Annotated in this window: 23 protein-coding genes; 17 read left to right on the top strand and 6 right to left on the bottom strand. The window is 71.6% G+C overall.

Features of this window, described 5'->3' with window-relative positions:
• Positions 1–52 precede the first annotated feature (52 nt).
• The 3 genes from GTY67_RS31910 to GTY67_RS31900 are packed head-to-tail and all read left to right on the top strand — an operon-like array spanning position 53 to position 2,882.
• Positions 53–889 (top strand): YndJ family protein, encoded by an 837-nt coding sequence (locus GTY67_RS31910; protein ID WP_161281339.1) that lies wholly within the window; start codon positions 53–55, stop codon positions 887–889.
• Positions 886–1,398, top strand: a complete 513-nt coding sequence (locus tag GTY67_RS31905; RefSeq protein ID WP_161281338.1) for a DUF1990 domain-containing protein — start codon at positions 886–888, stop codon at positions 1,396–1,398. Before GTY67_RS31910 ends, GTY67_RS31905 begins: the two co-directional genes overlap by 4 nt.
• 29 nt (positions 1,399–1,427) lie before the next feature.
• Positions 1,428–2,882, top strand: a complete 1,455-nt coding sequence (locus GTY67_RS31900) for a lipase maturation factor family protein (protein WP_161281337.1) — start codon at positions 1,428–1,430, stop codon at positions 2,880–2,882.
• 31 nt (positions 2,883–2,913) lie between these two features.
• Here the strand turns inward: GTY67_RS31900 and GTY67_RS34720 are convergent, their stop codons facing one another.
• Both GTY67_RS34720 and GTY67_RS31895 read right to left on the bottom strand, forming a co-directional pair.
• On the bottom strand, positions 2,914–3,090 hold the full coding sequence (locus GTY67_RS34720) for a hypothetical protein (RefSeq protein WP_015612873.1): 177 nt from the start codon (positions 3,088–3,090) through the stop codon (positions 2,914–2,916).
• 381 nt (positions 3,091–3,471) lie between these two features.
• Entirely contained in the window at positions 3,472–4,956 is a 1,485-nt protein-coding gene (locus GTY67_RS31895; RefSeq protein ID WP_161281336.1) for an SDR family NAD(P)-dependent oxidoreductase, read from the bottom strand.
• A 235-nt stretch (positions 4,957–5,191) separates the two neighbouring features.
• On the opposite strand from GTY67_RS31895, the gene GTY67_RS31890 reads away from it, so the two are divergent.
• From GTY67_RS31890 to GTY67_RS31870, 5 genes are all read left to right on the top strand, one after another.
• On the top strand, positions 5,192–6,088 hold the full coding sequence (locus GTY67_RS31890; protein WP_093689329.1) for an RNA polymerase sigma factor SigF: 897 nt from the start codon (positions 5,192–5,194) through the stop codon (positions 6,086–6,088).
• A 229-nt stretch (positions 6,089–6,317) separates the two neighbouring features.
• Positions 6,318–7,550, top strand: coding sequence for a SpoIIE family protein phosphatase (locus GTY67_RS31885; protein ID WP_161281661.1), 1,233 nt, complete (start codon positions 6,318–6,320; stop codon positions 7,548–7,550).
• Positions 7,547–9,196, top strand: coding sequence for a sensor histidine kinase (locus GTY67_RS31880; protein ID WP_161281335.1), 1,650 nt, complete (start codon positions 7,547–7,549; stop codon positions 9,194–9,196). The genes GTY67_RS31885 and GTY67_RS31880 overlap by 4 nt, the downstream gene beginning before the upstream one ends.
• Positions 9,193–9,636, top strand: a complete 444-nt coding sequence (locus GTY67_RS31875) for a response regulator (protein WP_093689325.1) — start codon at positions 9,193–9,195, stop codon at positions 9,634–9,636. The genes GTY67_RS31880 and GTY67_RS31875 overlap by 4 nt, the downstream gene beginning before the upstream one ends.
• 99 nt (positions 9,637–9,735) lie before the next feature.
• Positions 9,736–10,191, top strand: a complete 456-nt coding sequence (locus tag GTY67_RS31870) for an ATP-binding protein (protein WP_093689323.1) — start codon at positions 9,736–9,738, stop codon at positions 10,189–10,191.
• A 79-nt stretch (positions 10,192–10,270) separates the two neighbouring features.
• Here GTY67_RS31870 and GTY67_RS31865 read toward each other — a convergent pair whose 3' ends face one another.
• Positions 10,271–11,446 (bottom strand): PP2C family protein-serine/threonine phosphatase, encoded by a 1,176-nt coding sequence (locus GTY67_RS31865; RefSeq protein ID WP_161281334.1) that lies wholly within the window; start codon positions 11,444–11,446, stop codon positions 10,271–10,273.
• Positions 11,447–11,532: 86 nt separating this feature from the next.
• Between GTY67_RS31865 and GTY67_RS31860 the strand changes: the two genes are divergently transcribed.
• Positions 11,533–12,048 (top strand): MarR family transcriptional regulator, encoded by a 516-nt coding sequence (locus GTY67_RS31860; RefSeq protein ID WP_093689319.1) that lies wholly within the window; start codon positions 11,533–11,535, stop codon positions 12,046–12,048.
• A gap of 222 nt (positions 12,049–12,270) precedes the next feature.
• Positions 12,271–12,633 (top strand): STAS domain-containing protein, encoded by a 363-nt coding sequence (locus tag GTY67_RS31855; protein ID WP_176727449.1) that lies wholly within the window; start codon positions 12,271–12,273, stop codon positions 12,631–12,633.
• A gap of 42 nt (positions 12,634–12,675) precedes the next feature.
• Here the strand turns inward: GTY67_RS31855 and GTY67_RS31850 are convergent, their stop codons facing one another.
• Positions 12,676–13,380, bottom strand: coding sequence for a (2Fe-2S)-binding protein (locus GTY67_RS31850; protein WP_161281333.1), 705 nt, complete (start codon positions 13,378–13,380; stop codon positions 12,676–12,678).
• A 244-nt stretch (positions 13,381–13,624) separates the two neighbouring features.
• On the opposite strand from GTY67_RS31850, the gene GTY67_RS31845 reads away from it, so the two are divergent.
• The gene (locus GTY67_RS31845; protein ID WP_161281332.1) at positions 13,625–14,791 is read left to right on the top strand and encodes a DMT family transporter; all 1,167 of its coding nucleotides are present in this window, start codon (positions 13,625–13,627) and stop codon (positions 14,789–14,791) included.
• Here the strand turns inward: GTY67_RS31845 and GTY67_RS31840 are convergent.
• Positions 14,761–16,164 (bottom strand): transglycosylase family protein, encoded by a 1,404-nt coding sequence (locus tag GTY67_RS31840; protein ID WP_161281331.1) that lies wholly within the window; start codon positions 16,162–16,164, stop codon positions 14,761–14,763. The genes GTY67_RS31845 and GTY67_RS31840 overlap by 31 nt on opposite strands.
• Positions 16,165–16,391: 227 nt before the next feature.
• On the opposite strand from GTY67_RS31840, the gene GTY67_RS31835 reads away from it, so the two are divergent.
• Both GTY67_RS31835 and GTY67_RS31830 read left to right on the top strand, forming a co-directional pair.
• A complete protein-coding gene (locus tag GTY67_RS31835; protein ID WP_161281330.1) occupies positions 16,392–17,474 on the top strand; it encodes a LacI family DNA-binding transcriptional regulator in 1,083 nt (360 codons plus the stop codon).
• A gap of 112 nt (positions 17,475–17,586) precedes the next feature.
• On the top strand, positions 17,587–18,024 hold the full coding sequence (locus GTY67_RS31830) for an NUDIX domain-containing protein (protein ID WP_161281329.1): 438 nt from the start codon (positions 17,587–17,589) through the stop codon (positions 18,022–18,024).
• 15 nt (positions 18,025–18,039) lie between these two features.
• Here GTY67_RS31830 and GTY67_RS31825 read toward each other — a convergent pair whose 3' ends face one another.
• Positions 18,040–19,386, bottom strand: a complete 1,347-nt coding sequence (locus GTY67_RS31825; RefSeq protein WP_093689309.1) for an ROK family transcriptional regulator — start codon at positions 19,384–19,386, stop codon at positions 18,040–18,042.
• Positions 19,387–19,527: 141 nt separating this feature from the next.
• Between GTY67_RS31825 and GTY67_RS31820 the strand changes: the two genes are divergently transcribed.
• From GTY67_RS31820 to GTY67_RS31805, 4 genes are read left to right on the top strand one after another with little or no spacing between them, the layout of a single operon-like run.
• Entirely contained in the window at positions 19,528–20,838 is a 1,311-nt protein-coding gene (locus GTY67_RS31820) for a sugar ABC transporter substrate-binding protein (RefSeq protein WP_161281328.1), read from the top strand.
• Between the two features lie 11 nt (positions 20,839–20,849).
• Positions 20,850–21,860 carry a sugar ABC transporter permease gene (locus GTY67_RS31815; protein ID WP_161281327.1) on the top strand — a complete coding sequence of 337 codons (1,011 nt, stop codon included), beginning with the start codon at positions 20,850–20,852 and terminating at the stop codon, positions 21,858–21,860.
• Positions 21,853–22,746: a carbohydrate ABC transporter permease gene (locus GTY67_RS31810; RefSeq protein WP_093689303.1), complete on the top strand. Its 894-nt coding sequence runs from the start codon at positions 21,853–21,855 to the stop codon at positions 22,744–22,746. The genes GTY67_RS31815 and GTY67_RS31810 overlap by 8 nt, the downstream gene beginning before the upstream one ends.
• 20 nt (positions 22,747–22,766) lie before the next feature.
• A complete protein-coding gene (locus tag GTY67_RS31805) occupies positions 22,767–24,125 on the top strand; it encodes a GH1 family beta-glucosidase (RefSeq protein ID WP_161281660.1) in 1,359 nt (452 codons plus the stop codon).
• Positions 24,126–24,131: the final 6 nt, after the last annotated feature.

Here is a 24,131-nt window from a genome sequence, read left to right as displayed (position 1 = left end):
ACCTCTACTCTCCTCTTAGGAGTTGAACGCGTTCAAATGTGGGGGTGGGGCCGTGACCGTACTGGTCAACGTGATCGTGATGCTGGGGATGCTCCTGGTCGTCCCGGCAGGGCTGCGGCTCACCGGGCTGCGGGAGCTGGACGGGATCCGGAGGCTCTGGCCCCTCTTCGCCGTCCCCGGCGCGGTGGCCCTATGGCTGCCGCGTGGCCCTACCGCCACCGCGCTCGCCTCGTGCTACGCACTGGGCACCGTCCTTCTCGCCCTGTACGGCGCCCGCCGGGCGGTGCGGGGCAGGGACCTCTCCCCTGCCGGGATCGCCCTGCTCACCGCGCTCACCACCCCGGCCGTCGCCGCGCTCGCCCTGGTCGCGGAGCGGTGGGGCCACGAGCTGTTCGGCTTCGAGCTGGGCATCCTCGCCCTGACCGTGCCGCACTTCCACTTCGCCGGTTTCGCCGCCGCCCTGGTCGCCGGGCTCGTCTGCCAGGTCGCCGGGAGTCCTGCGGGCCGGTTCGCCGCGCTGAGCGTGCCGCTGGGCACGCTGCTCGTCCTCGTCGGCTACTTCATCGGCGATTGGGCCGAACTGGCCGGGGCCGTGGTCCTGACGGCCGGCATGTGGACCGTCGGCCTGCTCACCTGGCGCCTGGGGCGCGCGGAGGGCCGCGACAGGACGACCCGGCTGCTGCTCCTCACCTCCGCCGCCGTCCTGGTGGCGACCATGCTGCTCGCCCTGAGCTGGGCGGTCGGCGAGGCGACCGGACTGCCCCACCCCACCCTGACCTGGATGGCCGCCACCCATGGCCTCGGCAACGCCCTGGGCTTCGCCCTGTGCGCACTCCTCGCCTGGCAGCGCATCCGCACCACCACCCACCCGGAAAGCAGGACCGCATGAGCACGCTCACCTACCCCGAGGTCGGGGCCACCCGCCTCGGCCCGCTCCCCCAGGGCTACCACCACCTGCACCACCGCACCCGGGTCGGCCGGGGCCCGGACGACTTCGCGGTGGCGGGCGCGGCGGTGACAGAGTGGCGGATGCACCGGGCCTCGGGGGCCGGGATCGAGGCCTCGGCCGCACGCGCGGAGCCCGGAGCCTCCGTACGGGTGTCGCTCGGCGTGGGGCCGCTGCGCCTGGCCGCCCCGTGCGAGGTGATCTGGACGGCGTACGGGGAGGAGGGCCGCACCGGGTTCGGCTACGGCACCCTCACCGGCCACCCGGAGAACGGCGAGGAGTGCTTCGTGGTCGACCTGGCGGACGACGGCACGGTCTGGTTCACCGTCACGGCGTTCTCGCGCCCCGCCGTCTGGTACGCACGGCTCGCGGGGCCGCTCGTGCCCCACGTGCAGCTCTGGTACGCGCGCCGGCTGGGCCGGACGCTGCGCCGGCTCGTAGCGGCGGGCTGAACACCACCGCCGGACCGATACTGGCAGGGATGGAGTGGTTCTCCGCCGACGGCTACTGGCTGAGCAGGCTGGTCTTCCAGCGGACGCTGGCCGTGATCTACCTGGTCGCCTTCCTCTCCGCTGCCCTCCAGTTCCGCGCGCTGATCGGCGAGCGCGGCATCCTGCCCGTACCGGACCTGCTCCGGCGCACCCCCTGGAAGGCGGCACCGGGGCTGTTCCGGCTGCACTACTCCGACCGCTTCTTCGCCGCCGTCGCCTGGGGCGGCTGCGCGGTCTCGGTGGCCCTGATCGCCGGTCTGGACGGCCGCCTGCCGCTCTGGGGCGGGATGCTCCTGTGGGCGCTGCCCTGGGTGCTGTACCTGTCGATCGTCCAGGTCGGGCAGGTCTGGTACGGATTCGGCTGGGAGTCGCTGCTCCTGGAGACCGGGTTCCTCGCGGTCTTTCTCGGTACGGGGGACACCGCGCCGCCCGTCCTGGTGCTCTGGCTGCTGCGGTGGCTGCTGTTCCGGCTGGAATTCGGCGCCGGGCTCATCAAGATGCGCGGCGACGCGTGCTGGCGGAAGCTGACCTGCCTCGACTTCCACCATGAGACCCAGCCGATGCCGGGGCCGCTCAGCTGGTTCTTCCACCATCTGCCGCGGCCGGTCCACCGGGTCGAGGTGGCCGCCAACCACGTCACCCAGCTGCTGGTCCCCTTCCTGCTGTTCACCCCGCAGCCGGTGGCGAGCGCGGCCGCCGCCCTGATGGTGCTCACCCAGCTCTGGCTGGTCGCGTCGGGCAACTTCGCCTGGCTGAACTGGCTGACCATCGCGCTGGCGCTCTCCGTCATCGACTGGACCCCGCTCACCGGGCAGCCGCCCGCCCTGGCCGCGCCCCCGCTCTGGTACGAGGTGCTCGTCATCGCGGTGACGGCCCTGGTCCTGGTCCTCAGCTACCGCCCCGCGCGCAATATGCTCTCGCGCCGCCAGGTGATGAACCGGTCCTTCGACCCCCTGCACCTGGTCAACACCTACGGGGCGTTCGGCTCCATCAGCAGGATGCGGCTGGAAGTGGTGGTGGAGGGCACGGCCGATCCGGTCGCGGACGAGGGCGCCGACTGGCGGGAGTACGGCTTCCGCGGCAAACCGGGCGATGTACGGCGGCTGCCGCGCCTGTTCGCCCCGTACCACCTGCGACTCGACTGGATGATGTGGTTCGCGGCACTCTCCCCGGCGTACGCGCGCTCCTGGTTCGGCCCGTTCACCGAGCGGCTGCTGCGCGGCGACCGGGACATGCTCCGGCTGCTCGCGCACAACCCGTTCCCCGACGCCCCGCCCCTGCATGTGCGCGCCCGGGTCTTCCACTACTGGTTCACCGGCCTCCGGGAGCTGCGGGCCACCGGCGCCTGGTGGGACCGCACCTACGTCCGGGAATTCATGCGGCCCGTGTCCCGGCCGCTCCCGCCGGAGCGGGAGGGCCGGGACACGGGCCGTGGGTCGCGCTGAGGCAGCCTGCGGAAGAGGCGTGCCCAATCGGTCAGTCGATGCCGGGCAGGATGTGCGGCTCGGCGAGGTCGTCCTCGTAGCCGGCCAGCCGGATCGGTGCGGACCTGGCCCACACCTCGATGTTCCGGAGCTTCTCGGGGCGTGCGGTCCGCTCCCCGTACCGTTCGGCGGGTCGCTTCTCGCGCATCGTCAGTTCTGGTGTCGTCACCGCGCACTCCTCTGTGTCGCGTCACCCGGGGCGGCGCCGACGCTCCGGGTGCGGCGCCGGAGATCGACCGCCCCGGAGTGGGGCAGGGGCTTGAGATATGTCGGTCGCGGTGGCGCCGTGTCGGGGCGGGACGGCGGTCGGGTTGCAGACCTGTCCCGGGACGGTCGGGGAACCTTCGTGGGCTCCTCGATGGCGTCCGTTCGCCTCAGAGTAACCAAATGAGCGGCTCCGCGCTCTATAGAACGTGTGCAGTGGGTCACTTTCGGCCACTTCGAGCAGCAAAAACCCGGCCCAGAATCCATCCTGGGCCGGGTTTTCGGCCGCCGCACGGAAGATGCGGCTCCGATTGAGCCGGTCGGGTTACGCCGGCGGAGGCCGGGTTTACCAGTTCGCGGGGGCGTAGTCCTTGAGGAAGCAGCCGTAGAGCGCCTCGCCGCCCTCGCCGCGCACGATCGGGTCGTAGACCCGGGCCGCGCCGTCGACGAGGTCCAGCGGGGCGTGGAAGCCCTCCTCGGCCAGCCGCATCTTGTCCGGGTGCGGCCGCTCGTCGGTGATCCAGCCGGTGTCCACCGCCGTCATCAGGATGCTGTCCTTCTCGTACATCTCCTGGGCGCTGGTGCGCGTGAGCATGTTGAGCGCGGCCTTGGCCATGTTGGTGTGCGGGTGGCCCGCGCCCTTGTAGCCCCGGCTGAAGACGCCCTCCATCGCGGAGACGTTGACGACGTACGCGTGCTTGGCCGCGGCCCTGGCCATCGCCGGGCGGAGCCGGCTGATCAGGATGAACGGCGCGGTGGAGTTGCAGAGCTGGACCTCCAGCAACTCGATCGGCTCCACGTCCTCGACCGTCTGGACCCAGCTGTTGGTGTCGTGCAGGTCCGGGACGAGCCCGCCCGCGTCGATCGCGGTGCCCGCGGCGATCCGGGCCGGGGAGGCGGAGCCGGTGACCAGGGCGAGGTCGGTGACCTCCTGGGCGCTGAGGCCCTCCTTGCGGGCGGCGGGCAGGGCGGCCACCCGGTCGACCGTGCCGCTGCCGAAGGTGCCGATGACCTCGGCGGCGGGCAGCTCACCCGCCGGCAGCGGGGCGGACTCGGCGGCCACGAGCTCGCTGTAGGCCCCCGGCGAGCGGCGTACCGTCTGGGCCGCGTTGTTGATCAGGATGTCCAGCGGGCCCTCGGCGGCGACGGAGTCGGCCAGCGCGACCACCTGGGCCGGGTCGCGGAGGTCGATGCCGACGATCTTCAGCCGGTGGATCCACTCGTCGCTGTCCTCCATCGCCTTGAAGCGGCGGATCGCGTCGTTGGGGAAGCGGGTGGTGATGGTGGTGTGCGCCCCGTCGCGCAGCAGCCGCAGCGCGATGTACATGCCGATCTTCGCCCGGCCGCCGGTGAGCAGCGCCCGGCGGCCGGTGAGGTCGGTGCGGGCGTCGCGGCGGGCGCGGTTCTCCTTGGCGCAGGGCTGGCAGAGCTGGTGGTAGAACGCGTCCACCTCGACGTACCGGGTCTTGCAGATGTAGCAGGAGCGGGGGCGCTGGAGTATCCCCGCGATCTCGGCCTGGGCGGAGGAGGACGGCAGGACGCCCTGTGTCTCGTCGTCGATGCGCTCGGCCGAGCCGGTCGCGGTCGCCTCGGTGACGGCCCGGTCGTGGGCGGTCTTGGCGGCCCGGCGCTCCTGGCGGCGGCGCTGCTTCACCGTGCGGTAGATCCCGGCGGTGGCCCGGCGGACGGCGACGGCGTCCGGGTGGTCGACCTCGATGCGGTCGAGTTCGTCCAGCACGCTCAGGCAGACGGCCAGCCGCTCCGGGTCGATACCGGGACCGAACTCGTCGATTCCGGGAGCGAGCTCCGGGCTGTCCTCTGTCACCGTCATTGCCGTTCCTCTGTCATCTTCATCCCCGCGGGTCAGGGGACACCGCGGGCCGAAACACCCCGCTCAAGTCTGCCATGCGCGCGAGGCTGCTCCGGTCGGGCGGGCGGCGCGGGTGACGGCCCGGACGAGGACCGGAAAACAGGGGCCGGAAAACTTTCTCGAAAAGGCACGCATGACTTCGGAACGACCGGGAAGGCGACCGTCCGACACATTGGGTGACAGGGAGGGTGACACCATGACGGCGATGTCTGTGCGAGCCACCGGAGCGACGGCGCCTCTGAGCGACGACCTGGCGGGCACGCGGACCGACGTCGGCGCCGAGGAGCTGCCCTGGGTCGAGGACGCCGGAAAGGTCGCCCCCAAGGACGCGCGGGCCCTGTCCAAGGTCTTCTTCGACCGCCTCCAGGTTCTGGAGGAGGGCACCCACGAGTACCAGTACGCCCGCAACACCCTGATCGAGATGAACCTCTCGCTGGTCCGCTTCGCCGCGTCCCGGTTCCGCAACCGCGGCGGCGACGACACCGAGGACATCATCCAGGTCGGCACGATCGGGCTGATCAAGGCGATCGACCGCTTCGACCTGTCCCGCGAGGTCGAGTTCGCGACCTTCGCCGTCCCCTACATCGTGGGCGAGATCAAGCGCTTCTTCCGGGACACCACCTGGTCCGTGCATGTGCCGCGCCGCCTCCAGGAGCTGCGGGTCGACCTCGCCAAGGCGAAGGAGCAGCTCTCCGCCGAGCTGGACCGCGACCCCACGGTCAAGGAGCTCGCCGCCCACCTGGACCTGCCCGAGGAGGAGATCATCGAGGGGCTCGTGGCCGCCAACGGCTACTCCGCCGGCTCCCTCGACACCCCCTCGGCCGACAGCGACTCCGGCCAGGAGCAGCGCGCGTACGCCGATGTGCTCGGCGAGGCCGACCCGGCCATGGAGACCGTCGAGAACCTGCACACCCTGGCACCGCTGCTGGAGCAGCTGGACGACCGGGAGCGCCGGATCGTGCAGATGCGGTTCGGGGCCGAGATGACCCAGGCACAGATCGGCGCGGAGCTGGGCGTCTCCCAGATGCATGTGTCGCGGCTGCTGACCCGGATCGTCAAGCAACTGCGCAAGGGCATGAGCGTCGAGGCGTGAGCCCGCACACTTCCTGACCTGATCGGGGTCTCCCCCGGCACCCGCCGTTCGACCGGTCGGGCACCCCTCCTGGGTGCCCGGCCGCTTACTGTCCGAGCGGCGGCCCGTGGCATCTGCCGGGGCCGCCGATCACATATGCTTCCCGACGATCGGCCGGATGGTCTGATGCCGGTCTTTCGAGGGGGTGGAGGGGTTGGCCGAGTCACCCATGGGCATGTCTCTCAAACCTGTGGGCACCGCCGGCATCCCCGCACAGCAGGACCTCACCGGCGACTCCTCCCCCAGCACCCTCCTGTGGAACGTCGACGCCACCATCCTCCTGGTGGAGGACGACGCGGGCGACGCGCTGCTGGTGGAGGAGATGCTCACCGACAGCGAGCTGGACTCCGCGCTCACCTGGCGCAAGACCCTCGCCGAGGCCCGCGCCTTCCTGCGCACCTGCGCCACCCCGGTCTGCGTCCTGCTGGACCTGCACCTCCCGGACGTACACGGCCTGGACGCCGTACGCCAGATCCTGGAGTCCGACAGCGACGCCGCGATCGTCGTGCTGACCGGTCTCGACGAGTCGGGCACGGGGCTGCGCGCGGTCGCCGGAGGCGCCCAGGACTACCTGGTCAAGGGGCGGCTGGACCCCGAGGTGCTCTCGCGCGCGATCCGTTACGCCCTCCAGCGCAAGGCGGTGGAGCGGGCGGCCGCCGCGCTGCGGTCCAACCAGCTGATCGCCCAGGAGAACGCCCGGCTGGAGCGCGGTCTGCTGCCCGTGCCGCTGCTGCGGGACGACCGGTTCCAGGCGCGCGCCCGGTACGAGCCGGGGCGCGTCCACGGGCTGCTGAGCGGTGACTTCTACGATGTCGTGCAGACCGCCGACGGCGCCGTCCACGCGGTGATCGGCGATGTCTCGGGGCACGGTGCGGCGGAGGCCGCGCTGGGGGTCTGCCTCCGGGTGGCATGGCGGACCGCCGTGCTGTGCGGGACCTCCCACCTGGAGCAGATCGAACTGCTGGAGGAGATCCTGGTCGCCGAGCGCTCGGACTCGCACGTCTTCGCCACGATGACCTCCCTGTCCTTCGCTCCCGACGGACGGAGTGTGCAGATCGTCCGGGCGGGCCACCCCGGCCTGCTGCTGCGCCGGGGTGAGGAGGTCCGCTGGGTGGAGCCGGAGGGCGGCATGGCGCTCGGGCTGCTGCCCGGCATGGGCAGATGGACGACGGTCGACCTGCCGCTGGAGCCCGGTGACGGTCTCGTACTCTTCACCGACGGACTCTTCGAGGGGCGCGACGGCCCCGACAGCCGCCTCGGTGAGGAGGGGCTGCTGGAGATGGCCCGGGCCCACGGGCGGCTGCCGGGCCGCAGGTTCGTCGACGCACTGGTGGCCGGAGCCGCCGAGGGAGCCGCCCCCTACGGCGGTCTTGCGGACGATGTGGCCGTCCTGCATCTGGGCTGGGGATCGGAACTTTCATGAGCACGGAACACTCCACGCGTACGGACACGGGGAAGGACCCGGCGCCCTCGGGCGTGGCCTCACGGCTCTCGGTGCAGAACTGGGTCCATCTGATCCTCGGCGGATTCATCGTGGTCGTCTGCGGCTGTCTGGTGGTCGGCGGGCTGGTGCTGGCCCGGATGTCCGACCGCACCACCGATCTGGTGGACCGAATACAGCCCGCGCGGTCGGTCTCCTTCCAGCTGCAGAACGCCCTGCTGGACCAGGAGACCGGGGTCCGCGGTTTCGCCCTGACGGGGGACGACTCGTTCCTCGAACCGTACGAGGCCGGCAAGGCCGCCGAGCGGGAGCGGCTGACCCGGGCCCGGCAGCTGATCGGCGGGCAGAAGCAGTTCGCCGAGGATCTCGACGCGATCGAGACCGCCGCACGGCAGTGGCGCGAGACCAAGGCCGAGCCGCTGCTGAAGATGGTCCGCGAGCAGGGGCCCAACGAGGCCGGCGCCTCGGCGCAACTGCAGAGCAGCAAGGCGGACTTCGACGCACTGCGGCGGGCCTACGGCGCACAGCAGACCCATCTCTCCGAGGCCCGGGACACCGTCCGGGCCGAGCTGAACGACGCCCGCACCACCCGTGACCAGGTGCTGTTCGCCCTGGTGGCCGTCTTCGTCCTGACGGTGGTGGCGCTCAGCGTGCTGCTCCACCGCGTGGTCGGCGTTCCGCTGAACCGGCTGCGCGCCGCCTCCGAGCACGTACGGTCGGGCGCCTTCGCCCAGCGGATCGAGATCAAGGGCCCCTCCGACGTCCAGGCCGTGGCGAGCGCGGTCGAGGACATGCGGCGGCGGCTGGTCGACGAGCTGGACGGGGCGCGGAGCCGCGAGACGCTGCTCGCGGAGCAGACGGAGGAGCTGCGCCGCTCCAACTCCGAGCTGGAGCAGTTCGCGTACGTCGCCTCGCACGACCTCCAGGAGCCGCTGCGCAAGGTCGCCTCCTTCTGCCAGCTCCTGGAGAAGCGGTACGGCGAGGAGCTGGACGACCGGGGCAAGCAGTACATCGCCTTCGCGGTGGACGGCGCCAAACGGATGCAGGTGCTCATCAACGATCTGCTGACCTTCTCGCGGGTGGGCCGGGTCCACGAGGGGTGGAAGCCGGTCGATCTGGACCGGGCCCTGGACCGTGCGCTCGGCAACCTGACGCTGGCCGTCGAGGAGTCCGGGGCCGTGATCGAGCGGCCCGAGGAGCTGCCCGAGCTGCTCGGCGACTCCACGGCCCTCACGATGGTCTGGCAGAACCTCATCGGCAACGCGGTCAAGTTCCGCCGCGCGGACGTGGAGTGCCGGATCACCGTCGGCTGCGTACGCGAGGACGAGGACTGGCACCTGACCGTCTCGGACAACGGGATCGGGATCGCGCCCGAGTTCGCCGACAAGGTCTTCGTGATCTTCCAGCGGCTGCACGCGCGCGACGAGTACGAGGGAACGGGCATCGGCCTGGCGCTCTGCCGGAAGATCATCGAGTTCCACGGTGGCCGGATCTGGCTGGACGCCGAACCGGGCGAAGGCACCCGCATACACTTCACCCTGCCTGCGGCGCCCGAGGCGCCCCAGCACACCACGGCGGAGCTCCTCGCTCCGGCCCTGACCGTCAGCCAGCCGGGAGACCCTTCGTGAACAGCCCCGTACAGCCCATCGAGGTCCTCCTGGTCGAGGACGATCCCGGCGACGAGCTCATGACCCGTGAGGCGTTCGAGGACAACAAGATCCGCAACACCCTGCACGTCGTCCGCGACGGCCAGGAGGCGCTGGACTTCCTCTACCGGCGCGGCGAGTACACCGACGCCCCCCGCCCCGACCTCGTGCTCCTCGACCTGAACCTGCCCAAGTACGACGGGCGGCAGGTCCTGGAGCAGATCAAGGGCGACCCCGAGCTGTCGCTCATCCCGGTGGTCGTCCTCACCACCTCCTCGGCCGAGGAGGACATCCTGCGAAGCTACAAGCTGCACGCCAACGCGTATGTGACCAAGCCGGTGGACCTGGACCAGTTCATCGCGGCGGTGCGCCAGATCGACGAATTCTTCGTGACCGTGGTGCGGCTGCCCGGCCGTGCGTAGGATCGGTCCGGATCGCCTGGAGTGGGATCCCTCGACGCGGGTAGACGAATGGCGGAATAGGGTCTTCGACGGCCTTACTGCGGCGCCTGGCTGGAGCACATGAACAAAGAGGTCACCTCACCACCGGAAGACCCCGGCCAGGGTCTGCGGTCCCCGGAGGTACTGCTCAGCGCCGAGGTCTTCGACGGCGAACCCGGCTGCATCGCGCTCGCGCGCGCCCTGGCGGACCGTTTCCTCACGCGGCTCGCGGTGGAGTGCCTGGCCCCGATCGGCGAGCACACCCGCAGCGATCTGATGCTGGCCGTGAGCGAGCTGGTCACCAACGCCGACCGCTACAGCCACGGCCCGTACCTCCTGGAGCTGGAGGGGAACGCCGAGGTCATGAGCGTCACGGTGTACGACAGCAGTACGGCGATGCCCGTGCTGTACGGCCCCGACCCGTCCCGGCTGGGCGGGCACGGCATGGAGATCGTCGTGGCCCTGTGCGACCGGCTCACCGCCGAGCGGGTGCCGGTCGGCAAGCGGATCCGCGCGGAGTTCCAGCTCTCCACCTGACCCGGACACGACGATGCCCCCGTGGACGCGTGACGCGTCCACGGGGGCATCGTGTCTCCCGGCCGCCGCGGTTCCGGTCTCAGCTGTCGTCGTCCTGGCGGCCGAACCAGTCCAGGCAGACCACCAACGCGTCGTCGAGTGTCTCCGTGACGCGGTATTCGGCCAATTCGCCGAGGATGGCGCGCGGGACGGTCGCGGCCGGAAGCAGCCGGGTCGACTGGATGGCCCGGGCCAGCGCCTTCTCGCCGTACATCTCCCCCGCCGGGGACACGGCCTCGTACACGCCGTCGCTGAGCAGCAGCAGCCGGTCGCCGGGCTCCACGTGGAACTCCTGGACCGTGTAGTGCGACTCCTCGAACATGCCTAGCGGGAGCTGGGCCTCCAGCTCCATGCGCCGGACCGTGCGGCCGCGCTGCATCCACAGCTGCGGCGATCCCGCGTCGACGACGCCGACCCGGCCGGTCGCCAGCTCGAAGCGGAGCAGCAGCGTGGAGACATGGGAGGCGCCTCGGTGCTGGTCGTAGAGCGCCTGGTCGGCGAGGGCCGCCTGGTCCGCGATGCCGATACCGGCCCGGCGGGCGTTGCGCAGGGCGTTGACCGCGAGGTTGGTGAGCAGCGAGGCCTGTATGCCCTCGCCCATGCCGTTGGTCACCGCGAGGGTCAGCTCGTCGGCGTCCGCCGCCCAGTCGAAGTTGTCGCCGTGGATGGAGTAGGCCGGCTCCAGCTGGGCTCCGATGGCGAACTCGGCGGCGGTGCAGGCCCGGGCGGGCAGCAGCTGCCACTGCATCTCGGCGGCGAGAGTGAGCCGGGTGGTGCGCCGGGCGCGCTGGTAGACGTCGGTGTCCCGTTCGGCGACCAGGATCTCGTGGCCCAGCAGGTCGGCCACGTGGGTCAGCTCGCCCACCATGTCGGGAGCGGACCGTGCGGCGGGCAGCCGGACGGTGAGGATGCCGAGACGTTCGCCGCGTACGGTCACCGGGAGGTAGTGGTCGACCGCGTCGCCGTGCCGGACCTGCTGCTCCCGGGGCTCCTGGCTGCCGAAGGCCCGGCCCTCCGCGCTGTTGTGCAGGGAGAGCGGCTCCTCCTCGCCGTCGGGCTGGTCCAGGCGCTTGAGGACCCTGAGACCGTAGTCGGCCAGATGCAGCTCCACCGCCAGCGCCCCGTAGGCGTCGGCGAGCAGGGTGCGCAGCGTGGTCAGCAGCGCGTGCGGAGCGGCGGCCCTGACGGCCGTCTCGATGTCCGGTCTTCTTTTCACGGTCTCTCGTGCATTCTTCGTCCTGCGACGTGGTAGGGGCCGAAGCCGGGCTGACAAGTAGGGCTGGCGGATGACAGAGTGGACGGATGCCCCACCGTGCCCGCCGCCCGCGCACCCGCGCAGAGGTGTCCGCCGACGCCTCCGCAGCCTCGGAGCTGCTGGAAGTGCTCTGGGGCCGTGGTCAGGAAGCGGCCGCTTCGGGAACGGTATCCCCCTCCCAGCTCCGGGCCCTGCTCGTGATCGAGAAGCAGGAGGGCACCAATCTGCGCTCGTTGGGCGAGGCACTGGGCTCGCGTGCGCCGTCGGTCAGCCGGCTGTGCGACCGCATGGAGGCGATGGGGCTCGTGCAGCGGGCACCGAGCCCGACGAGCCGGCGCGAGGTGGTGCTGCGGCTGAGTCTGCGCGGCCGGGCCCTCCTCGAAGAGTACCGGGCGCTGCGTGCCCGGGAGCTGAGCGCCGTGCTGGAGCGGATGGAACCGGCCGCGGTGGCCGCGCTCGCGGAGGGCCTGGCGGCCTTCCACGTGGCGGCTTCGGAGAGGCTCTCGCCGGAAACGGGTGCGACGGACCCCCTGCTCCGCGATGATGTCGCCGACAGCGCCTAGCCTCATCCAGCCCCTGCTTCCGCTTCTCTCGGTACGTCACCGCCGACGGCTGGTCCTTCAACCGTTGCGGATCAGATTGTTACCCAATGGAGAATGTTGTCAAATGGCAACTGTTCCTTCTATCGTTATCCTCGTACCCCGCCGTGAGCAGGGACGGAACGAGGCCGACCCGTCCGGCAGACCGGCTCCCGACGTCCGCCCGAACCGCCCGAGGTGCCTTCCGTGCAACCACCGCCCAGCGAAGACAGAGCAGTCAGAATCATCACCCGTCAGGAACGGGGTGCTCTGGTCCTCACCGTGTCGGGTGACCTCGATATCGACAGCGTCCCGCCGCTCGGCCGAGCACTTGAGACAGCGACCACGGAGGGCTCCGGTCCCGTCGTCGTGGACCTCTCGGGGGTGGGCTTCGCGGACTCCACCACGGTCAACGTGCTGCTCCAGGGTCAGGCCGCGCTGGGCGGCCGGCTGCGGCTCGCCGCGCCCTCCCCGTTCGTCCAGCGGCTGATCGGAATGATCGGCCTCGACAGCGCGATCCCCGTCCTGCGGGACGTCGACGAGGCCATAGACGCGGCCCAGCCTTCCTGACACCCGCGGCCCGGCCGGGCCGGGGCGGCCCTGCCCCTGCGGCTACCGGGCCGCCCCGGCCGCCCCCGGCGCGTGGTCGAAGACGCAGTCGCCGCAGAGCCCGCCGCCCGGACAGCGCCAGTACAGGCAACAGCTCCGCCGCCGGAACGCCGGGCCGTGCGGGGCGCCGGTGGAGCGCAGGTCGGGGTGGTCGAACAGCTCGGCCCCCAGGGCGCGGGCCCGCCGCGCCACATCCGGTCGGTCCTGCCCGCGCGACCAGGCGACCAGCTCGCGCACGGCCCCGGCGAGCGCGGACCCGGCGTTGCCCCACAGCAGCTGCGGGGAGATGTTCCCGTCGCGCCGGACGGCCTCGGCCAGCGGCACCAGATGCCCGTACTGGACCTGCTCGCGGATCCGGTCGGCCGTCCCGGGCAGCTCCTCGGGGTCCGCGAGCCACAGATCGTCCGGCGAGGTGCTGAGCGGGTCCCAGTGCAGGGTGTCCGGTACGAGGCCGGGGAACCGTCCGAAGAGCGCGGCCGGGCCCAGCGCGATGGACCAGAGCCGGGCGGCGAGGCCGAGGTGGGCGATGGAGGCGGCGACCCGGCGCTCGGGGGCGCCCAGTCTCTCCGCGACCCTGTCGACCCGCGCGGTCAGGGGCGCCGTGCCACCCTCGTACAGCTCCGCCAGCGGCCGGTGGCCACCCCCGGGCACCGGCGTCGTCCGCAGCGCGAAGAAGCCGCCCACCGACGCCGCCTGTGCCAGGTCCATGCCCCGCTCCTCACTCGCCACGGTCACCGCGTCGGCGCCGGAGCGCGGCCGGGGACCGGCGACCGCGCGTACCGGCTTCGCGGCTCACCGTATCCGCCGGTGCACAACTTCTGACGGCCGGGCCCGGCAGGACTACCGTCGAGGGGAGGACCTCGGTCCGACGTCCGTACTACTGGGGCAGTACGCGCAAGTGACGTCTCAAGGACGATGACGCGGCACCCCGGACAGGGACAGGGTGGTGTACATGAGCTCCCTCGCGCTGTCTGTGCTGCTGTCACTGATCTCCGCGGTCGCCTACGCGGCCGGGGCGATCGTCCAGGAGCGAGTGGCCGCGCGCGGCGACAACTCCCCGCACGCCCTGGTGCGCAACGCGGTCTGGTGGGTGGCGGTGCTGCTCAACGGGGTCGGCGCGGTCCTGCACGTGGTGGCCCTCGCCTACGGTCCCCTCAGCCTGGTCCAGCCCCTGGGTGCGCTCACCATCGTCTTCGCCCTGCCGATGGCCGCCCTCTTCGTCGGGCGCCGGGCCAGGGCGACGGCCTGGCGCGGTGCGCTCATGGCGACGGCCGGTCTCGTCGGGCTGCTGGCCCTCACGGGCAGCGCCGAGCCGCACACCCTGCGCGGTCCCGAGCAGCTGGCCCTGGCCACGGTGACGTTCGGGGCGGTGGGCGCGCTCATGCTGCTCGCCCGGGCGCTGCGGCGGCCGGTGCTGCGCAGCGCGGTGCTGGCCACGGCCGCAGGTGGGGCGTTCGGCATGGCCTCGGTGTTCACCAAGACCGTGGCCATGGAGTGGACGTCCGGCGCGGTGCGCTCGGGGCTGCCGACACTGCTGGTGATCGCCGGGCTCGCGGCGGCGGGCCTGCTGCTCTCCCAGGCCGCCTACCGGGGCGCGGGGCTCGCCGCCCCGCTGGCGACGGTGACGGTGGTCAACCCCGTGGTGGCCGCCGCGATCGGGATCACGCTCTTCGGCGAGCACTTCCGCCACGGCGTGACGGGCACGGTCCTGGCGCTCTCCTGCGGGGCGCTGGCGGCGGCCGGCCTGGTCCTGCTGACGAAGGAGCGGCTGAGCGCGGAGCAGGCCGGGGAGGGGCGCCTGAGGCCCCGGGACGCGGTGAACCCGGCGCCGGAGGACGGCAGCGGTACGGAGGGTGCGACGGCGCGGCCCGAAGGGGCACCGGTCGCGGTGGGTTCCCCCGAAGGCGTACCGGTTCCCGTCGGGCCGCCCGAGGAGGCGCCGGTCGCCGTCGGGGCGACGTACGTTCCGCCGCGGCACCTCGTGCCGGGCGGCGCGGTGCCGCGCGTGGGGTTCGGCGGTCCTCGGCGGCCCGGGCACGACCGGCGGGGTGCGGCGTCGGCCGCGGCCCCGCGGTCCGACCGGACGGTTCAGACGCTGACGCCGCCCGCCCTGAGATAGGCCAGCGGGTCGATGTCCGACCCGTAGCCGGGGCCGAGGCGGACCTCGAAGTGCAGGTGCGGGCCGGTGCTGTTGCCGGTGGAGCCGGAGCGGGCGATCCGCTGACCGCCCGAGACCGACTGCCCCTCCTTCACATGGAGCGCGGAGAGGTGGGCGTACTGGCTGTACCTGCCGTCCTCGTGGCGGATGACGACCTCGTAGCCGTACGCCCCCGCCCAGCCGGCCGAGACGACCCGGCCCGGGGCCACGGACTTCACGGAGGTCCCGGTCGGCACGGGGAAGTCGACGCCCGTGTGGTAGCCGCTGGACCAGGAGCCGGCCTGGCGGTAGGCGGTGCCGGTGGCGGCGGCGACGGGGGCGCTCATGCCGGAGCGCTTCACGGCGCGTTCCGCCGACGCCTGCTTCTGCTGGGCCTTTTTCTCTTCGGCCCGCTTCTGCTCGGCCTTCTTCTGCTCCGCCCGCTTCTGCTCGGCCCGCCTTTCCTCGGCCCTTCTCTCCTCGGCTCGCTTCTGTTCGGCCCGCTTCTGTTCGGCCTTCGACGCGGCCGCCAGCTGCTCGGCCTTGCGCTGCTCGGCCTTCTTCGCCTCATCGGCCCGGGACCCCGCGGCCTGCCGCTCGGAGGGCTTGGGCTGGGGTGCGGCCTGCCGCTTCTGCGGCTCGGGCGCTGGTGCGGGCTTCCGTGCGCTCGCCCCGTCCCCGCCGCGCGGTATGAGGCTCAGCCGCTGGCCGGGGAAGATCAGATCGGGGTTGTCGCCGACGACCGTGCGGTTGGCCGCGTACAGCTTCTGCCAGCCGCCGCGGACCCGCTGGGCGTCGGCGATGCCGGAGAGCGAGTCGCCGCTCGCGACGGTGTACGCGTCGCGCTTGCCCGGTACGTGGGTCGGTGTCGCCGCGGCGGGTAACGTCCTCGGCTGCCGGGGCAGGGCACTCTGCGGCGCCGCGGCCTGGACGGGCCGGGTGCCCGCGCTCTGCGGGGTGGTGTCGGGCGCGTCCCCGCCCCGGGTGAGACCCGCCTTCACGGAGCAGGCGGGCCACGCTCCGGGCCCCTGTCCGTCGAGGACCCGCTCGGCGATGGCGATCTGCTGGTCCCGGGTGGCGAGGTCGGCGCGCGGCGCGTACTGCCCACCGCCGAAGGCCGCCCAGGTCGGACCGCTGAACTGCAGTCCGCCGTAGTAGCCGTTGCCCGTGTTGATGGCCCAGTTGCCGCTGGACTCACAGGCGGCGACCTTCTCCCAGACGTCCCCCGAGGCGGCTCCCGCCGAGGCTGCGGTGATGAGCGGGAGCGCTATGCCCGCACCGCCCGCGGTCACCGTGAGCGAGGCACGGTTGATCCGGCTGGGCTGGTATCTGCGATGCCGACCGTTTGCGGCCATGACTGGGCTCCCCCACTGGCGTTGGGACACGTCGCAAGCGGCAAACGTAGGGCGGCGCGAAGGCTGATCACAAGGGAATCGTGATAGTCGGCCGCCTTGGCCGGGTCTGTGGCCGGATTCCGCCCCTGGGCCCGACAGGGCCCCCTCGCCCGCCTCATGTGCAAGGGGGCGGAAAGCGCGGGCAGTTGCGATGGAGAGCGCTCTCCGCAAGTGCTATAAAGGCGCTCATGACGGATGATCTGCGGTCGGCCGGAGCACCAACCCTGGAGGACGTGGCGCGCGCGGCCGGTGTCTCGCGCGCCACCGTCTCCCGGGTCATCAACGGTGTGCGCAACGTCGATCCGGCGATCCAGGAGGTCGTACGGCAGGCGGTCTCCGTCACGGGCTACGCGCCGAACCGGGCGGCCCGCTCCCTGGTCACCCGGCGGGCCGACGCCGTGGCGCTGGTGGTGTCGGGGGCGGGCGTCGAGTCGGGGTCGGAGGGCTCGGGCTCACGGGCGGCCGGGGACGACGGCTCGTTCACCGCGCAGGTCTTCGCCGACCCGTTCTTCGGCCGGGTGGTGACCGGGGTGGTCAACTACCTGCGGCCGCGCGGGATGCATCCGGTGCTGATGTTCGCGGAGACCTCGCGGGCCCGCGACGAGGTGGTGGCGTACCTCCGGCAGGGCAGCGCGGACGGGGCGCTCGTCGTCTCCACGCACGCCGAGGACCCGCTGCCGGGCCTGCTCACGGAGGCGGGGCTCGCGGCGGTCCTCTACGCGCGCCCCGCCCGCCCCGTACCCATCAGCTACGTCGACCTCGCCCACCAGGACGGTGCCCGGCTGGCGGCCGAGCACCTGCTCGCTCGGGACTGCCGCCGCATCGCGACGATCAGCGGCCCGCTGGACGTGCCGGCGGGCCAGGCGCGACTGGCCGGCTTCCGGGACACCATGGCGCGCCACGGGCACCCGTACACCCCCATCGTCGAGGGGCAGTTCACCCAGGAGAGCGGTGAGGCGGCGATGGAGCGGCTGCTGACGGAGCATCCCGATCTGGACGGGGTCTTCGCCGCCAACGACCTGATGGCGATGGGGGCCTGCCATGTGCTGCGGGAGCACGGCCGCCGGGTGCCCGAGGACGTGGCGGTGGTCGGCTTCGACGACAGCAGCGCGGCCCTGGCATGCCGCCCGCCGCTGACCACGGTCCGCCAGCCGGTGGAGGAGATGGCCGCCGAGATGACCCGCCTGCTCCTGGACCGGATGGCCCGCCCGTCCTCCCCCGCCACCTCGGTCATCTTCGAACCGGAGCTGGTGGTACGGGGGTCGGCGTAGGGCGCGCACGCCGGGGGGCTCTGCCGCGCTTCGACAGCGCTCGGTCCCGGTCCCGCCGCGCTCGGGCCCGGTCCGCCCGCGCTCGGGCGCGCCCCCGGGCGAGGATGGCGGTATGACCTCACCCCGCATCCGGGTCGCCGCCTATGTGATCCGGCGTCACCCCTCCCCCGCCCTGCTGGTGTTCGACCACATGGACGCGCCCGAAGCCGGTACGCAGGTGCCCGCGGGCGGCGTCGGGGCGGGTGAGGACCTGGAACGGGCCGTGCTGCGCGAAGCCGCCGAGGAGACCGGGCTGACGGGCGGCACGGTCGTCCGGCGGCTCGCGGTGGAGGACCGGCCGCATCCGGTGACCGGGCAGCCGCGCAGGACCACCTTCTTCCTGCTCGACGCGCCGCCGGACGGGCCGGAGGCCTGGGAGCACACGGTCGGCGGCGACGGGGCCGACGCCGGGATGCGGTTCGCCTGCCGGTTCGTCCCCCTCCCCTTGGCGCAGCCCCTGGCCGATGCCCAGGACGCGTGGCTCGGACTGGCCGACCCGCACTGGGCCTGAGTACGCCCGCCGCCCTCAACCCGCCTTCGTACGGCTCCGATTGCGTACGGTCTCCGTCGCCGTCCGCGGTGGGGTGCCGGTGCCGTCCGGCCGGGTGCCGGAGGCCGGACGGCTGCCGCCGCGGGTCAGGAAGTCGGCCAGCGGGAGCGTGGCCGCGCCGACCGTGACCGCGTCCGGGCCGAGGCGGCCCATCTCGATGGTGGTGCGGGCCGCCGCGTGGCGCAGGGCGTACTCGCCGGCGTACCGGCGGATCTCGGGGAGCAGGTGGGGGCCGAGCAGCAGGCCCGCCCAGCCGCCGAGCAGGATGCGTTCGGGCAGGAAGAGGTTGACCAGGTCGGCGAGGGCGGCGCCCAGGCATTCGGCGGTCTCGTCGAGGAGGGAGAGCGCGATCCGGTCCGGGGCGGGTCCGCCGGGCGGGGGGTAGGCGGCGGCGAGGAGGGCGGCCAGGGCGGTCTCGTCGTCGGCGTCCTCGGGGAGCGGGCCGCCCGCCTCGCGCCAGCGCTCACGGAGCGCCTCCGCGCCGGCGTACGCCTCCAGGCAGCCGATGGAGCCGCAGCGGCACCGGCGGCCGCGCAGCTGGACGGTGGTGTGGCCCCATTCGAGGGCGAGGCTGGTGCGGTCCTCGGCGAGGATGTCGCCGTGGTCGACGCAGGCGCCCACCCCGGAGCCGATGAGGGCGATGGCGGCGGCGCCCGCACCCCGCCCGCCGCCGAACCACATCTCGGCGCGGCCGAGCGTCTTGGCGCCGTTGTCGATGAAGAGGGGTACCTCGGGCGGTACGTCGACGGCCTCCCGGAGCAGCTGCTCGAAGGGGACCGCCTGCCAGCCGATGGTCTGGCCGTGGACGACGGCGGTGCGCTTCCCGTCGGGGCCTTCGGGGCCTTCCCGTTCGATGATGCCGGGGACCCCGACGCCGATGCCGAGCAGCCGGTGCGGGTCGGCGCCCGCGTCGCGCAGGACGTCGGCGACGCCCGTACGGACGTGGGCGACGATGCGGTCGACGTCGTACCCGTGCTGGGCCAGCAGCCTTTCGGTACGGGCCAGTTCGGTCAGGGAGAGGTCGAAGAGCTCCACCCGCACCCGGGTCTCCCCGATGTCGATGCCGACCAGCAGTCCGCCGTCCGGGGCGACTTTCAGCAGCGTACGGGGGCGGCCGCCGTCGGAGTCGACGATGCCGGCCTCCTGGAGGAGCCCCTCGGCGGCCAGTTCGGCGACGACGTTGCTGATGGAGCCCGAACTCAGCCCGGTGGCGGGTCCGAGCTCCTGGCGGCTCAGCGGACCGTCGAAATACAACCGTTGCAATACCCTCGCCCGGTTGCCCCGCCGCAGGTCACGCACGGTTCGTCTGTTGCGCTCGGCCATGGTGCTCCTTCCCGTCCAGGAACATACCTGGTCCCAGACCTTGACGCGACCTTCTCTCACCTCTTAAATCACGGCATAAATTAAGTCATGGAGGCCGTTCGGTTCCCGAACGCAGCCATCCCCGGAAAGGGGCCACCTCACATGCGTCACCTCAGAGCCGCAAGCGCCGTCACCCTCGCGATCGCCATCGCCGCAGCCGCCACCGGCTGCGGCGGCGGGACCACCGACTCGGGCAGCAACGAGTCCCCGAAGACCCTCACGTACTGGGCCTCCAACCAGGGCCCCAGCATCGAGGCCGACAAGGAGATCCTCACTCCCGAGCTGAAGAAGTTCGAGAAGGAGACCGGGATCAAGGTGAAGCTGGAGGTCGTGCCGTGGGCCGACCTGCTGAACCGGATCCTCGCCGCCACCGCCTCCGGTCAGGGCCCGGACGTGCTGAACATCGGCAACACCTGGTCGGCCTCGCTCCAGGCGACCGGCGCGCTCCTGCCGTGGGACGACAAGAACTTCGAGGCGATCGGCGGCCGGGACCGCTTCGTCGACTCGGCGGTCGCCTCGGCCGGCAAGGAGGGCGAACCGCCCGCCGCCGTGCCGCTGTACTCGCTGGCGTACGCGCTCTACTACAACAAGAAGATGTTCGCCGAGGCGGGCATCGACGGGCCTCCGGCGACCTGGGACGACCTCGTCGCCACGGGTAAGAAGATATCCAAGGGCGGCAAGTGGGGGCTGGGCGCCGAGGGCGGCAACCTCTCCAACAACATCCACCAGACCTTCGTCCTGGGCCAGCAGCACGGTGCCGACTTCTTCGACAAGGACGGCAAGGCGACCTTCACCTCGGACGGTGCCGTCGCCGCCGTGAAGCAGTACATCGACTTCATGGCCAAGGACAAGATCATCGCTCCGGGCAACGCGGAGTACGCCCAGAACCAGTCGCTCACCGACTTCGCCAAGGGCAAGACCGCGATGGTGCTGTGGCAGGCGGCCGCCTCCACCTTCGCCGCCCAGGGCATGAAGCCGGAGGACTGGGGCGCGGCCCCGGTGCCGGTCCCCTCGGGCACCCCGGGCACGGGCAAGCAGGTCAACTCGATGGTCGCGGGCATCAACATCGCGGTGTTCAAGAACACCAAGAACATCGACGGCGCGAAGAAGTTCGTGAAGTTCATGACCAGCGACGAGGAGCAGAAGCACCTCAACAAGACCTACGGGTCGATCCCGCCGGTCAAGACGGCCCAGGCGGACGAGGCCTTCGGCGCGCCTGACCTCACGGTGCTGCGCGACACCCTGGCCACCAGCGCCGCCCCGCTCCCCCAGGTCCCCAACGAGTCGCAGTTCGAGACGGCCGTGGGCACCGCGGTCAAGGAGCTGTGGGCGGACGCCGCCGCCGGACGTCCGGTGACGGAGGCGTCCGTCAAGGCGCGCCTCGAAAAGGCCCAGCAGACGATGCAGCAGTGAGGCCCTGATCCATGACCGCCACCGTCACCAACCCCGAGGTCGACAAGTCGACCGACGGGGGTACGAGCCGGGGCACCGGGGGTGCGCGCAGGAGACTGCCGCGCATCCCCGACCGGATCCGCCAAGGCGGACTGCCCTATCTCCTGCTCCTGCCCGCCGTGCTGCTGGAACTCCTCATCCACATCATCCCGATGGTCATCGGGATCGTGATGAGCTTTCGTCAGCTCACTCAGTTCTTCATCAACAACTGGGGTGCGGCGCCCTGGATCGGCCTCGACAACTACCGTATCGCCGTCGACTTCGACGCGCCGATCGGTGAGGCCCTGCTCCACTCGTTCTTCGTGACCTGCGTGTTCACGTTCTTCTCGGTCGGGTTCGCCTGGCTGCTGGGGACGGCGGCGGCGATCCTCCTCCAGGAGAGCTTCCGGGGCCGGGGCGTTCTGCGGGCGATCTTCCTCGTGCCGTACGCCCTGCCGGTCTACGCCGCCGTCATCACCTGGGCGTTCATGTTCCAGCGGGACAACGGCCTGATCAACCATGTGCTCCACGACCAGCTGGGGATCACCGACGAGCCGTCCTTCTGGCTGATCGGTGACAACAGCATCTACACGCTGATCATCGTCTCGGTCTGGAAGGGTTGGCCGTTCGCCTTCCTCATGCTGATGGCGGGCCTTCAGAACATCCCGCGTGAACTGTACGAGGCCGCCTCGATCGACGGCGCCGGCATCTGGCAGCAGATCCGCAAGATCACGCTGCCCTCGCTGCGCCCCGTCAACCAGGTGCTGGTCCTCGTGCTCTTCCTCTGGACGTTCAACGACTTCAACACCCCGTACGTGCTGTTCGGGAAGTCGGCGCCGGAGAGCGCGGACCTCATCTCGATCCACATCTACCAGTCCTCGTTCGTCACCTGGAACTTCGGCACCGGCTCGGCGATGTCCGTCCTGCTGCTGCTCTTCCTGCTGCTGGTGACGGCCGTCTATCTGATCCTCACCTCGCGCGGAAGGAAGGGCGCCGATGTCTAGCCTCACGCGGACCCCGGGCGCCGCCCGCTCGCGCTCCCGCTCCCCCATGGCCGCGCCGCAGTCCTTCCTCTGGACCCGCCGCATCGTCCTCACGCTGCTGGCCGGCTTCGTCCTGCTGCCGGTCTACGTGATGGTCAGCAGCTCGCTGAAGCCGCTCCAGGACGTGTCGGGGAAGTTCCAGTGGATCCCGTCCACGCTGACGGTCCAGCCGTACTTCGACATCTGGAAGACCGTTCCGCTGGCGAAGTATTTCGTCAACTCGCTGATCGTGGCGGGTTCGGCGACGGTGCTCTCGGTGACGATCGCGGTGTTCTCCGCCTATGCGGTGAGCCGCTACAAGTTCCGGGGCAAGCGGGTCTTCACCGTCACCGTGCTCTCCACACAGATGTTCCCGGGCATCCTCTTCCTGCTGCCGCTGTTCCTCATCTTCGTCAACATCGGCAGCTCCACCGGCGTCGCCCTTTATGGTTCACGCGGCGGCCTGATACTCACCTATCTGACGTTCTCGCTGCCGTTCTCCATCTGGATGCTGATCGGGTACTTCGACTCCATCCCCAAGGACCTCGACGAGGCCGCCCTGGTGGACGGCTGCGGACCGGTCGGCGCCCTCTTCCGGGTCGTCGTGCCGGCCGCCGTACCGGGCATCGTCGCCGTCTCCGTCTACTCGTTCATGACGGCCTGGGGCGAAGTCCTCTTCGCCTCCGTGATGACCAACGACGCGACCCGCACCCTCTCCGTCGGCCTCCAGGGGTACGCGACGCAGAACGACGTCTACTGGAACCAGGTCATGGCCGCCTCGCTCGTGGTGAGCGTGCCGATCGTCGCCGGATTCCTGCTGCTTCAGCGCTACCTCGTCGCCGGACTCACCGCGGGAGCCGTCAAGTGACCTCCGCAGAAGGGCAGCACGTGACCGACCTCAACGCCCTCCCCGCCGACTTCACCTGGGGCGTCGCCACCGCCTCGTACCAGATCGAGGGAGCCGTGGCCGAGGACGGCCGCTCCCCCTCCATCTGGGACACGTTCTCGCACACCCCCGGCAAGATCGACGGCGGTGACACCGGCGATGTGGCCTGCGACCACTACCACCGGGTCCCCGAGGACATCGGCCTGATCAAGCAGGTCGGCGCCGACGCCTACCGGTTCTCCATCGCCTGGCCGCGCGTCGTGCCGGGCGGCGACGGACCGGTCAACAAGGCGGGCCTGGACTTCTACGACCGGCTGGTGGACGGGCTCCTGGAGGCCGGGGTCACCCCGTTCGCCACGCTCTACCACTGGGACCTGCCGCAGGTGCTCCAGGACCGGGGCGGCTGGACCGTACGGGAGACCTCGGAGCACTTCGCCGCGTACGCCTCCCATGTCGTCGACCGCCTGGGCGACCGGGTCAAGGACTGGGCGACGCTCAACGAGCCGCTCTGCTCGGCGTGGATCGGGCACCTGGAGGGCCGGATGGCCCCGGGCCTCACCGACCTCACCGCCGCCGTACGCGCCTCGTACCACCTGCACCTGGGCCACGGCCTGGCCGTGCAGGCGATCCGCGCCGCCTCCCCGGACGCCCGGGTCGGCATCGTGAACAACCTCAGCCCGATCGTGCCGGCGAGCACGAGCGAGGCCGACCTGGCCGCCGCCCGCCGCGCCGACGGCCACATCAACCGCTGGTGGCTGGACCCGGTCCTGGGGCGGGGCTACCCGCAGGACATGGTCGAGACGTACGGGGTCGAACTCCCCGTACGGCCGGGCGACCTGGAGACCATCGCGGCACCGCTGGACTGGCTGGGGCTCAATTACTACTTCCGGCAGATCGTCACCGCCGATCCCTCGGGCCCGGCGCCGGGTTTCACGCAGGTCCCCGTGACTGGCGGGCGCCACACGTACATGGACTGGGAGGTGTACGCGGACGGGCTGGAGCAGCTGCTGCTGCGGCTGACCGAGGAGTACGGCGTGGAGCGCATCTACGTCACCGAGAACGGCTCGGCCTACCAGGACACCGTGGCGGCCGACGGCTCGGTCCACGACCCGGAGCGCGTGCGCTACCTGGAGGAGCACCTCGCCGCCTGCGCCCGCGCCGTCGCCAAGGGCGCGCCGCTGGCCGGGTACTTCGCCTGGTCGCTGCTGGACAACTTCGAGTGGGCGTACGGCTACGACAAGCGGTTCGGCCTGGTCCACGTGGACTACGCGACCCAGCGCCGTACGGTCAAGAGCAGCGGACGGCGGTACGCGGAGCTGGTCCGGGAACACGCGGGGCGCCGCGCGGGGCTGGCCGTCTGAACCCGC

Source organism: Streptomyces sp. SID8374, assembly GCF_009865135.1.
In the GTDB taxonomy this organism is placed as follows: domain Bacteria; phylum Actinomycetota; class Actinomycetes; order Streptomycetales; family Streptomycetaceae; genus Streptomyces.
This window is presented reverse-complemented; position numbering and strand designations above follow the sequence as displayed.